Below are 12,467 nucleotides of genomic sequence, written 5' to 3' on the forward strand. Positions count from 1 at the left end.
TATAGATAGAAGCAAAGATCAGCGGAAATAATGCTCTTCTGCAGCAATTTAATAAAATATCGACTCAAATAGTGTAAATTCCTGCATTAGCGCAGGATTTATTTCCTCATCCATCTTCCGCAGCCTTCCGACGCTTTTTCCGACGCTTTTCCCGCTGCTGCCTTCCGCCGCTTTTCCGACGCCATCTTCCCGCCTCTTAATTCTCCGCTGTCCTGTCTTGCCCCGTATCCTTGTGCACGGAATGGGACAGCCTCGTTTTTCAGCAACTTAGTCCTGCATCGTCAAAATAAGCGGGCCGTCGGCCGTAATCGCGAGCGTATGCTCATACTGCGCGGATAAGCCGCCATCCTTCGTTCTCGCCGTCCAGCCGTCCGGATCGCGCTTGCTCTGCCAGACCCCAGTATTCAGCATCGGCTCGATCGTGATGACCATGCCTTCCTTCAGGCGCATGCCTTTGCCGGCAGGCCCGTAATGAAGCACCTGCGGCTCCTCGTGCATATCCTGCCCGATCCCATGGCCGACGAATTCACGCACGACCGAGAAGCCTTCGGCCTCGGCCAATGTCTGAATCGCATGGGCGATATCGCCGAGGCGGTTGCCGATGACCGCTTGCTCGATGCCCTTGTACAGCGACTCTTCCGTCGTCTTCAGCAGATGTGCGGCTTCGTCCGAGATGTTGCCCACCGGATAGGACCAGGCGGAATCGGCCAGCCAGCCGTTCAGATTCACGACCATATCGATCGTGACGATATCCCCGTCCTTCAGCTCGGTCTCGCTCGGAAAGCCGTGGCAGATGACATCGTTGACGGAAGCGCATGTCGCATAAGGATAGCCCATATAGCCTTTTTGCTCCGGTGTTGCGTTATGCTCCTTCAGAAACCGCTCCACAAAGCGATCGATTTCCATCGTCGTGATGCCCGGGCGGATCATTTTCGCAATCTCTTTGTGACAGGCCGCCAAAATTTTGCCCGCTTCGTGCATTTTGGCAATTTGTTCTTTGGTCTTGATAATAATCATATTCAACACCTCTTGGTTCGCTGCCGGATCAGATTCGGAACGCTCCTTCGCTCCGTCCGGCGCTTGGAAATGGTAACGAGGTTCAAGTTCAATGCGATGTCCCGGTAAAAAACAAAAAAAGCCTTGTATGCCAAGACTTCGCTCATTCGTCATGAATATTATGGTGCGGTAGAGAGGACTCGAACCTCCACGGGCGTACGCCCACTACCCCCTCAAGATAGCGTGTCTGCCATTCCACCACTACCGCACGTATGTTGGGAACGATGCTTCCGCATTGCAACCGAAAAAAGAAAACTGGTGAGCCATGAAGGACTCGAACCTTCGACACCCTGATTAAAAGTCAGGTGCTCTACCAACTGAGCTAATGGCTCGTGCTGACTGAACATTGCTGTCCGCCATAACATCCATAAAAAATGATGGTGACCCGTACGGGATTCGAACCCGTGTTACCGCCGTGAAAGGGCGGTGTCTTAACCGCTTGACCAACGGGCCATGTCCTCTTCAAAACTGCATCACCTCGCGGCGACAATTAAGAGTATAACAAACGACATGGCCGTTGACAAGCTTTTTTTTCGGGATTTTTTCAATGTGCTTTTCAGGACAGGCATAGTCGGGGACAACGTCCTCATTTCGTGGAAAATATAAGGAAATGTCTTTCAAATAGTGGACACTTTTCTGTGAAGGAGATATGTTCTCTTCGACACCAAATACACTAGATATAGAATAAGGCATCCATCATATACACTGTATATAGATTTCCTCTTTAATTGAAGCATATCCCCTTCGTGTCCGCATTTGTATGGACTTCTCCGATATTTGTCCACTCAGAGAGAACAATCATCGCGACAGCCCCCATCACTAGCGTAAATCACCCATTGCCCCATATCCCCCAGTGCGCGATACCACAATACAATTCTAAACAGCATGGCACCGGTCAACAGCACAATTGAATGTACGCCTACAGATGCCTGCCTTTCTTCCCTTACATTATTCCCCTATATATCGGAAATGAATGCTTCTTCCCCTTAGCTCCTTCCCGCTTCTCACAGGATATAGGACAAGAACAGGGTCGCCGTTCCGAAATAGACCGTGAGCGAGAAGATATCGTTCAGCGTCGTAATGAGCGGACCGGACGCTACCGCCGGATCGGCGTTCAGGCGGTACAGAATAAGCGGGATGACGGTCCCTGCCATCGTTCCGATAATGACTGTCAGGAACAAGGAGCTGCCGACGACAAGCCCGAGCGGAAGGCTGGATTGCCAGAAGCCAGCGACAAGAGCGACCGCGAGGCCGCATACGGTGCCGATGATAAGCCCGACGACCAGCTCGCGTCCGATCAGCCGGCTGACAGAGCCTTTGTCCAGCTTCTCCGACGCCAGGCCGCGGATGACAACCGCCAGCGATTGCGTGCCCGTATTCCCCGTCATCCCGGCGATCATCGGCATGAAAAAGGTCAAAGCGACGACCTGCTGCAGCGTCTCTTCGAAGCGGCTGATAATGCTGCCCGATACCAGGCCGAGGAACAGCAGCATAATGAGCCAGGGCAGACGACGCCGCGCTGCCGTGAACGGATTCGTGCGGAAATCGATTGTCTTGTCCGTAGCCGAATATTTATTGAAGTCCTCATGCGCCTCTTCCCGCAGGACGTCGATGACGTCATCGACCGTCACGATCCCCATCAGCCGGTTATTCTCATCCACGACCGGCATCGAGAGGAAGTCATACTGCTCGAACAGGCGGGCGACTTCTTCCTGATCCGTATCGGCCGTAACGGAGATGACCTTCTCATTCATCAAGGCGTGAATCGTCTCCGTCTCCTGGGCCAGTACCAGCTCGCGGTACGAGAGCGTGCCGACAAGACGCTTTGCTTCATTTACGACATAAAAATAATGCACATGCTTCGTCAATTCGGCGAATGCCTTCACCTTCTCGACGGCTTCACGCACTGTATAGCGCTCATAGAACCAGACATAGCGGTTCGTCATCAGACCGCCGGCCGTCTCCGGCTCATAGGTCAAGAGCTGACGTACCGTATCGCTCTCTTCCCGCTTCATCAGCGACAGCAGGAATTCCTTCGCTTCGACGCTGACGGCCGCCATCGTATCGGCCAAGTCATCGTTATCCATACGGTTCAATACTTCCGCAGCACGCTCGTGCCCGAGCATCTGAAAAGACTCCAGCTGCAGCGCCGGATCCAGCTCGCGCATGATGCCTGTAAGCTGATCGACGTCGAGCACGTCCAGCAAGCGGGAGCGGTGCGTCATCTTCGCGTCCCGATAGACGAGAGCGAGGTCATACGGGTGCCAGTACCGGAAGGCATGCCGGATCGACTCGTTATCTCCCTCTAGAATCTGAATCGCCTCCGCCACGATATCTTCGGGCTCTCTGCCTCCGTTAACCGCTTCGTTCGGGTCATCGGTCTGTTGTCTGCTCACGCCGCCACCTCCTTCATGATGTTCTGCGGGCTTTCTTCCCTCACTGTCCATGCACCGCACCAAGGCCAATCGCTTCATCATATGATTAACACATTCGTTGGGTACCGACACATCGTGCTGCCTGCGAACTTTACCTATTAAATCTTTCATATTATATGAAAAAAAGCAAGGATTAACCGCATTCCTTCCGCTGCGGTCCATCCTTGCCGTTATGGCTCCGTATGCCAATCCACTTCTGCCTTACTCCCCCGCCGAATAGGCGGCCAAGCTGCGAATATGCGGCTCTGCCGCCTCCTCCGTTACGCGGATCCGGACGCGGGATGTCCGCGTCGGCTCGATGCGGTCGATCTTCTTGTGACCGATGGCGCTTCCCGCTGCGACCGGCTTCCACTCCCCGCCGACCTCCGCTTCGATCGTGTAGGCGTGCACCCGTTCTCCGTGGGCGATATTCTCCATCGTGACGACATGATCGACGAGAGCTTCCTCGTCCAGCGCCAGCTCGAGCTCGGATCCCGTGCCGGAGGCGGAGCCAAGCGGCTGTCCGAAGCGGCGGCGGATCTCCGCCCCGAATTCGAGCACGCGCTCCGTGTCGGGCTCCGGCAGCAGCCCGCGTTTGTCCGGAGAGACATTCAGCAGCAGCGTCGTGCCATGCCCGACCGAGCGGTAATACAAGTCCATTAAATGCTCGAGGGAGTGCAGGCTCTGCTCATCGTTCGGATGCCAGAACCAATGCCGCTTCCGGATCGGCACGTCGCATTCCGCGGGCACCCAGCCCGGTGTCTCTTCCATCCATGTATTCATGTCGCTCGTGAACATGCTCACCCGGGCGCTCTCCGCCGTGTTCCAGCACGGATACGGCGCGACGCCGTCCTCATTCCCGACCCAGCGGATCGTCGGAGCGCCCATATTGAAGATCATCGCGTCCGGCTGATGCTGCTTCACGAGGCCGATAATGCGCTTCCAATCATATTCGCGCCCTTCGGAGCCGGCCCCGTCGAACCACACCTCGACGAGAGGCCCGTATCCGGTCAGCAGCTCGGTCAACTGCTCCGCATAGAAATCGTCATACGCAGCCGGGTCGGCATAGCATGGCGCATTGCGATCCCACGGCGACACGTATAGGCCGAACTTCATCCCTTCCTCCCGGCAGGCGTCCGCGACCTCGCGCACGACATCGCCCTGGCCGTTCTTCCACGGGCTCGATCGGACCGAATAATCGGTCGTCTTGGTCGGCCACAGACAGAAGCCGTCATGATGCTTCGCCGTCAGAATGACATAGTTGAAGCCGGCTTCCTTCGCGGTCCGGATCCATTGCCGCGCATCCAGCTCCGCCGGGTTGAACAATTCCGGGGAATCCGTCCCGTCTCCCCATTCCTGATCGCAATACGTATTGATGCCGAAGTGAAAAAACATCCCCAACTCCAAGTCCTGCCACGCCAGTTGCTGCGGCGTGGGCACAGCCAGCCTCTGATTCATCCTGCCGCTGCTCCTCTCTACCGATAGATTGGTTGTCGCTGCTCTCCAGATGACGAGCCGGCCGCCGTCCGAATCCGCGCCGAAGCGCTTCCGACGGCAGACTGCCCCTTATTTTTTCAAAGCCTTGCTATAAATTTCAAGATACTTAGATAATTGCAGCCCGTCAAACCCTTTGACATAAGCGTCCCAATCCTTGTCCAAATCTTTGCTGCCGGTAATGAACTGCGCCATGTTCGATTCGACGTAATCATTAATCGAGGTCTGCAGCTGCGCGGCCAGGGAAGCATCCTCCGCCGCAATGAAGATATCGGACGGGAAGGCGATCTCCGGCTTCGCGAACGGCTCGTATTTCTTCGACTCGTTGCGCAGGCGCAGCCCGTAGCCGTCTTCCGAATACATATCCTCCGGCACGGCGAAGGAGTCGCGCAGCTCATTGGTCATTTTCATGATGCCGAGCTCCTGCCATGTTCCATTCTGCACCTGGGCCACGTTCGGCTTCGGCGTCTGCTTGAAGCGCGCCGGCGTTCCGTCCGCCGTCTTCTCGCCCGCTTCGGCCTTGCGGTATCCATCCCCTTCTCTGCCCATGCTGGTGAACAGGGTCGCTTCCTCCGAGTAGAGATAGTCCGCGAACCGGATCGCCGCGATCTGCTGTTCGGCCGTCGCCTTGTTCGAAATCGCGAACTGGCCGTTGCCGGCGCCGACGAAATAGGCTGCAAGCTGCACGCCTTCCGGCCCCTTCAGCGGCGGAACCGTGACATAGTCCTTGTGGCGCGGGGTCAGTTCATTTGGCGAATACACATAGCTGATCAGCGCGGTGGCGACCGCTCCCATCACATTGTCCGGCCGGTTGCCGACCTGCTTCACGGCATCCGCGTTTTGCGTGAACGATGCTTTGTCAATCAGCCCTTCCGCATACAGCTTATGGATGTAGCGAAGCCCTTCCCGCCACGGCTCCTGATTCGGCGAGAACTTCAATTCCCCGTTGTCCAGATACATATAGGTCGTGGCATCGTTATAGATGAACGCATTCATCAAGTACGCGTCCAGGCCACCGCCCCACATTTCCTTCTTCCCGGCGGTCGTGAGCGGAATCTCATCCTGCTTGCCGTTGCCGTTCGGGTCCTTCTCTTTGAATGCCTTCAAGGTCTCATAGAACTCTTCCGTCGTCGTCGGCATCTTCAGCCCGAGCTGATCCAGCCACTTTTGGTTGATCCACATTTTCGACGCATAGGTGCAGTGATAGCACTCGTTCACCTTGGGGATCGCGTAAATATTGCCGTCTGGCGTCGTCATCGCGTCCTTCAAGTACGGAATATCCGCCATCGCCTGCTTAATGTTCGGCGCATACTTCTCAATCAGATCGTTCAGCGGGATGAAGACGCCCTGCTGGCCGTACTTCATTTGATCCGCCTTGCTGAAGGAGCCTGCCAGAATCACTTCCGGATAATCGCCGCTCGCCATCATGAGCTGCTTCTTCTCCTCCAGCGCGCCTTCCGGCACGACATCCCATTTAATCTGGATATTGGTCTTCTCCTCGAGGAACTTCGTGAACTCGTTCGTCTCCAGATTCTCGATCGCCGCCGATTGGGGAGCGAACATTTTCAGCGTCATCGGCTCCTTCGCAATCGGGAATTCCCCGACCGGGCTGAAGAGCTCCTCCGCCTTGGCCGCATCGGCCGGGTCGGTTGCTTCCGCTCCCTGCTTCGTGCCCCCTCCTCCGGAGCATGCCGCCAGCAGCAGCGAGATGCTCAACAGCATCGCGAGCAAGACAGCTCCCTTTTGTCTCATGGTTGGACCCTCCTTGAAAATGTCATTTAAGTATAGGAATGCATGAGGCATGCAGTGTTACCCTTTTAACGATCCGATTAAGACGCCCTTCACAAAATGCTTCTGCACGAGTGGATAGATCATCAGCACGGGCGCGCTGGCCACCACGATCAGCGAATACTTGAGCAGCTCGGCAATGCCCTGCAGCTGCAGCATGTCATCCACATTGGCCATCATGGCCGGATCAACAGTATTGAGAATCAAAATGTTGCGCAGCACAATTTGCAGCGGAAACATATCAGGCGACTTCAAATAAATGAGCGCCCCGAAATACGAATTCCAATGCCCGACCGCATACATCAGCGTCATGACGGCCAGAATCGGCTTGGACAGCGGCAGCACGACGCTTGTAATGAAGCGGATATCGCTGCAGCCGTCAATTTCCGCCGCCTCCGACAGCTCCTCCGGGATGGACGACTGGAAGAAGGTGCGGGCGATAATGACCTGGAACACCGCCAAGGCGCCCGGAATGATCATCGCCCAGCGCGTATCAATCAGACCGATCGACTTCACGACCATATAGTTCGGGATGAGACCGCCGTCGAACAGCATCGTGAAGACGAGCAGCATCATGAGCAGATGCCGTCCGTAGAACGTCTTGCGCGACAGCGGGTAGGCGATGAGCACCGTCATGACGACATTGACCAACGTGCCGAAGACGGCGTAGAAGATCGAGTTCGCGTAGCCAATCAATATATTGGAATTCGCGAAGACAGCCTTGTACCCGGCAAGCGTGAACTCGACGGGAAAGATCCAGACCCGCCCCGAATTCACCGCCTGCGGCGAACTGAACGAAGCGCTCAAAATATGAAGCAGCGGGAATAAAATAATAACCAGGATCAACGTTAAAAAAACGTACACGCCAGCGAGGAACAAGCGGTCGGGCAGCGATTCCCGAATCATCGTTTTGCTCATGAACGAGAGCCCCCTTTACCACAAACTTGACTCGGACAGCCGGCGCGCAATCGCGTTAACCGTCACGATCAAGATCAGATTGATGACTGAATTGAAGAGCCCGATCGCGGTCGAGAAGCTGAAGTTCGCATTTAACAGCCCCACCTTGTAGACATAGGTCGATATAATCTCCGACGACTCCAGATTGAGCGGGTTCTGCATCAGATACATTTTCTCGAAGCCGACGCTCATCATGCTGCCGACATTCAATATAAGCAGGATCACCATCACCGGAAAAATGCTTGGCAAATCGATGTTCCATATTTTCTGGAAGCGCGTCGCGCCGTCGACCTTGGCCGCTTCATACAGCTCCGGATTGACGCCGGCCAGCGCGGCGATATAAATAATGGCGCCGTAGCCCGTAAATTGCCATACGTCGGACCAGACATAAATCGATTTGAACAGCTCCGGCCGTCCCATGAAGTCGATCCCTTCAAACCCGAAGAGCCGCAGCACATTGTTCACCATGCCGACGTTCGGCGACAGGGCAACGATCACGATCGACACCATAATGACGGTCGAAATGAAATAGGGCGCGTACGTCACCATTTGCACGGTCTTTTTGAACCAGCCGTTCCGAATCTCATTCAGCAGCAAGGCCAACAAGATGGGCGCCGGGAACCCCACTGCCAGCCCGTACAGGCTGACGACGATCGTATTGCGGATGTAATTCCAGAAGTAGGGGGACTCGAGGAACTGCTCGAAATATTTCAGTCCGACCCACGGGCTGTCCCAGATGCCCTGCACGACGTTATATTCTTTGAACGCAATCAGCACGCCGCCCATAGGCACATATTTGAAAATAATCAGGTAGGCGACGGGCAGCAAGACCAGCAGGTAGAACTGCCAATGCTTCTTGATCCGCTTGCCGGTGCCTGGGGCAAACGCGAAGCGCGATGTCAGGCGGCGGGATGCAGATCCGGGCGTGACGTTTGCCAAGGGGCATTCCTCCTTTGTCAGATGCATTAATGCAGAATGTTACCGTTTTCAAGTCTGCGTATCCCATGGCAGGCTCTTCATCTCTGTTCGAGACGCATGGCGCAGAAGCGAAGCGCTGGTTTCCGGCTTCCGGAACGCCGGTCCGAAAGCCTCCCGGGTTGAGTTTGATTATAGGCGACGGAATTCCGCCGGCACAATCAACCATTTTCCCGGGGAAGAACCATTTTCTCCCGCAGCGATTCCCCTTGCGGCAAGCGGTCAATTGACCGTTTTCCCTTCGCTTGATAACTTTCGCCCGCCGCTTCCTTGGCGGGATCGCCTTGCGCGTTCAAGGGCACTACGAGTTGATCGTACCCGCCCGATCCGGACCACACGATTTTCAGATTCTCACACATGAGCTCGTGAAAACTGTAAAAGTACATCTTTTTCTACAGCATCGGGGCGTGGAATAGTAAAACCTGCAAATATACAGGAATTCTCTCCGTTATCGCTCGGTTCGGGACCGTTTCGGGCAAAAAACTGCACTGCTGCAGCTTTTTAAGGCAGTTCCCGTTCCGCTGGCGATCAATTCATGCACTTTTGCAGGCTGTTGAGAAAGTCCAAGGGATTTTTTGGCGCTTCATTTTTTATATGGTGGATCTCGTCTCTCCGTAGAAAAAATCGATTGAAAACGCTATGCGTGCCAAGTTTTGAGTAGGAAAATGGACAATCTCCACCCCTTCGTAAAAAACAGGGGTTTTCCAACGACCTGAAAACTGCACCATCTCCCTAGACACGTCTATCCGATAGGCGAAATCCGCAAAACTACACGATTTCTCCAGACACTCTATTCGGTAAGCGAAATCCTGCGCAAATACAGCAATTCGATATGGACGACTTTACCAGGAAGGGAATCCTGCAAAACTGCAGGAATTTCACCCGGTTTACTTCAACTTGAAGCAATAGGGCCATAAATGATGTAGATTTGCAGCAATTCCTCGGGATGTGGACTCATTGAGCCGAAATTCCTGTAAAATAGCAGCAATTCCCTCCACACGTTCAAGCCCCGAGAGGCAACGATGCTCCCTCTCCTGAAGGCAACGAGGCGATGATACCTCCTGGAGGCGATGATGCCCCGAGGATCCGACGTGGTCTCTTGGATCCCGTAAAATCAGGCCGCTGAGAAGTCTGTGGGAATTTTGTCCACTTCATTTTTTATATGGCGGATCTCGTCTCTCACTAGAAAAAATCGATTGAAAACGCTCTGAGGGCCAAGTTTTGATTAGGAAAATGGACAATCTCCACCCCTTCGCAAAAAACAGGGGTTTTCCAACAGCCTGCACTTTTGCAGACTCTCGCACTCCCGATGAACGCCAAAAGGGCGACGTGCATGCACGTCGCCCCATTCAATCACGGCGCCACATCCGCCGAAGCGGCGGCGCTATAGCTGCTCCGGTATTCCCCCGGAGAGATGCCTTCCATTCGTTTGAATACCCGGCTGAAGGAGACGGCCCCTCCATAACCGATCTGTTCCGCAATCGTCTGCACCGGCAGGTCGGTCTGCCGCAGCAGCCGCTTCGCTTCTTCCAGCCTTAGCCCGATCAGGACATCGATGAATTTCTCGCCGGTCACTTCCTTGAAGCTTTTGCTCAGCAGCTTCGGCGCGATGTCGAACGTCTCGCTCAGCAGATTCAGCGACATTTGCGGATCTGCATAATGCTCCCGCATATAGGCCTGCACGCGGCCGATAAGCAGGGCGTTGCGCTCCTGATCGGCGCAGGCGAGACGCTCTGCCGCCTGCTCCAACCCGTCCCGCAGCGTCCGCTCCAGCTCCTCCAGCGTCAGGCACGCATCCAGCCGCTCCAGCCAGGCCGCTTCCGGCGCTTCTTCCGCCGCGGTCTTCAATCGGCGCGCCACTTCCGGCACCCATTGGCGGCAGGCGCGGCGAACCTCCTCACGGGTCAGACACCCGGCGCGGAGCAGCTCCACCCATTCCGACAGGCGGGCCTCGCGATCTGCGGCCGTTCCCGCCAGGCTGTGGGCGATCGCGCGCGCCAACGGCTGCAAATCCGGCGGATCCCGGCGGAGTTCCTCCTCGATCAAGACCTGATTCGAGCCGCAGGTCATCTTCCGGCTCAAGGCGCGCAGCGCTTGATCGAGCGCATGGGGAATCGCCCGGATTGACGGCGCCGTGCCGCCGATGCCTGCCGTTGCCGTCCACTTCAAATAGCCGTTAATCCATGCCAGCATATCCTCCACAATCGCCGCCAGCCTGCGTTCGGCCTCTGCCGGCGCAACCGGCTCCCCATCGCATTGCTCCGGCGGCTGCCAGAGCATCGCCAACCGCTCTCCGGTCAGCCAGTCCGCCCACAAGGACCAGCCGTGCTGAGCGGCCGTCTCCTGGCATGCGGACTTGGCTGCATATTGCAGCAGGAACCGGTCCCGCTTCGAATACGCCTCGACGAAGGCGGCATAGTTATCGATCTCCAGCACGGCGACGAGGCATGGCCGATCGGGCGCGAGCGGCACATCGATATGCTGGGCCGTTCCGAGCGGATGATCCTCGTAAGTCCCGTCCAGCCATTGCCGGAACGTATAATTGCGCAGGAAGACCGCATCCTTCTTCCCCTGCTCGACAGACTGATCCCGCTCCGCGAACATGCGGTCCAGCGCCGATTCAATGACGGCGAACTCATCCCAGCGAACCGTGTCCGACCGCTTCGATGCCGGAGTCTCGGCGATTTCGTTCACACGGTTCACCAGCTTCGCAATCGGCTGATAATGCCGGTGAGTCACATAGACGATCCAGGCCACCGCAGCGAGCAGAAGCGCCATCCCCCCGATAATCCACACATTGAACCACCGATCGGCGGACAGCACCGCCTTGTCCTGGCGGAATCCGCTCTCATATACCCAACCGGTATACGGTGACATGTAATTCGAGACGACCTTGAAGCTTTTGCCCGCGGAGTTATCGGTATCATCGAAAAGCAGATCATTCGCTTCCCCATCCATAACGCGGATGCTGTTCAATTCGGTTCCGTACCAGTCCTTCACCATCGAGGTCACCGATGCGGCGGCCACATTGACGACGATCATTCCGCCGCTTCCGCCCGAATTCGGCACGCTGCGGACAAGCGAGATGACGCGCTTCGATTCCTGGAAGTCGAATTCCTTGAACGGCCGGGCTCCAATCCAGGGATAGTCGGTGCTCTTCAGATTCTGATGCTTCGCGATGAATTCCCGGTCAAGATACTGCTCCAGGCTCCATTCCTTGCTGCTGCTGAACACTTTGCCGTCTTGGAAGCGAACGAGGTAGATCGAGTCGATAAGCGGGTAGCTGGCGCTCATTCGCCGCATCAGCTTCATGATTCGCATATGCAGCGGAACGTCGTCATCCGTCGTTTGTTGAAAAAATTGGGCAAGTTCCGGAGAGTTCACCACTTCGGAGACCAGCGTCTGATCGATGGCTTTGAGCGAGGCATCGGTCGCACGCAGCGTCTGCAGCAGAAGCGAGGCATTGGTGCGCATGGCGTCATTCCGGCTCTGTTCGCTCAGCGTCTGGAAAAAGACGAAGAACAAGAAGCTGACGACGATGATGAACACGGGCATATACGAGAGCAGTAGACGGTAGAACCATCGCTTGGCATTCATCATAAGGGGCCTCCCTTGCTTGAACCATCCAAGGTAAACGCTTACATTCAGATAACAAAAAAATCCCTTGCGGGACTTGTTGTTGGAATCATAAGTGGCGGAGAGAGAGGGATTCGAACCCTCGCGGCTGTTACACCCTAACGCTTTAGCAAAGCGCCCCCTTCGGCCTCTTGGGTACCTCTCCGT

Annotated in this window: 8 protein-coding genes and 4 tRNA genes; all 12 read right to left on the reverse strand. The window is 55.7% G+C overall.

All coding sequences use genetic code 11. The annotated features are described in order from the left end of the window. Positions 1 to 267: 267 nt before the first annotated feature. The 12 genes from map to NNL35_RS27880 all read right to left on the reverse strand — a co-directional run bounded on the left by map (position 268) and on the right by NNL35_RS27880 (position 12,465). Positions 268 to 1,017, reverse strand: a complete 750-nt coding sequence (gene map / locus NNL35_RS27825; protein ID WP_006679541.1) for a type I methionyl aminopeptidase — start codon at positions 1,015 to 1,017, stop codon at positions 268 to 270. Positions 1,018 to 1,178: 161 nt separating this feature from the next. Beyond that, positions 1,179 to 1,264 (reverse strand) — tRNA-Leu (locus tag NNL35_RS27830). A gap of 48 nt (positions 1,265 to 1,312) precedes the next feature. Further along, positions 1,313 to 1,388: transfer RNA gene (locus NNL35_RS27835), tRNA-Lys, on the reverse strand. A 46-nt stretch (positions 1,389 to 1,434) separates the two neighbouring features. Next, positions 1,435 to 1,509, reverse strand: a tRNA-Glu gene (locus NNL35_RS27840). 551 nt (positions 1,510 to 2,060) lie between these two features. Further along, positions 2,061 to 3,452 carry a magnesium transporter gene (gene mgtE, locus NNL35_RS27845; RefSeq protein WP_006680048.1) on the reverse strand — a complete coding sequence of 464 codons (1,392 nt, stop codon included), beginning with the start codon at positions 3,450 to 3,452 and terminating at the stop codon, positions 2,061 to 2,063. A gap of 240 nt (positions 3,453 to 3,692) precedes the next feature. Next, positions 3,693 to 4,928: an alpha-L-fucosidase gene (locus NNL35_RS27850; protein ID WP_006680049.1), complete on the reverse strand. Its 1,236-nt coding sequence runs from the start codon at positions 4,926 to 4,928 to the stop codon at positions 3,693 to 3,695. 108 nt (positions 4,929 to 5,036) lie between these two features. Continuing rightward, positions 5,037 to 6,716: an ABC transporter substrate-binding protein gene (locus NNL35_RS27855; RefSeq protein ID WP_254553926.1), complete on the reverse strand. Its 1,680-nt coding sequence runs from the start codon at positions 6,714 to 6,716 to the stop codon at positions 5,037 to 5,039. 57 nt (positions 6,717 to 6,773) lie between these two features. Then, complete coding sequence (locus NNL35_RS27860) at positions 6,774 to 7,670, reverse strand: carbohydrate ABC transporter permease (protein WP_006680051.1); 897 nt, start codon at positions 7,668 to 7,670, stop codon at positions 6,774 to 6,776. Between the two features lie 15 nt (positions 7,671 to 7,685). After that, positions 7,686 to 8,648, reverse strand: coding sequence for an ABC transporter permease (locus tag NNL35_RS27865; RefSeq protein ID WP_006680052.1), 963 nt, complete (start codon positions 8,646 to 8,648; stop codon positions 7,686 to 7,688). Positions 8,649 to 8,845: 197 nt separating this feature from the next. Next, positions 8,846 to 9,043, reverse strand: a complete 198-nt coding sequence (locus NNL35_RS27870) for a hypothetical protein (RefSeq protein WP_040734547.1) — start codon at positions 9,041 to 9,043, stop codon at positions 8,846 to 8,848. A gap of 994 nt (positions 9,044 to 10,037) precedes the next feature. Continuing rightward, positions 10,038 to 12,281 carry a helix-turn-helix domain-containing protein gene (locus NNL35_RS27875; RefSeq protein WP_006677701.1) on the reverse strand — a complete coding sequence of 748 codons (2,244 nt, stop codon included), beginning with the start codon at positions 12,279 to 12,281 and terminating at the stop codon, positions 10,038 to 10,040. 95 nt (positions 12,282 to 12,376) lie between these two features. After that, positions 12,377 to 12,465: transfer RNA gene (locus NNL35_RS27880), tRNA-Ser, on the reverse strand. Positions 12,466 to 12,467 lie beyond the last annotated feature (2 nt).

It is taken from the genome of Paenibacillus dendritiformis (assembly GCF_945605565.1).
Taxonomy (GTDB): domain Bacteria; phylum Bacillota; class Bacilli; order Paenibacillales; family Paenibacillaceae; genus Paenibacillus_B; species Paenibacillus_B dendritiformis_A.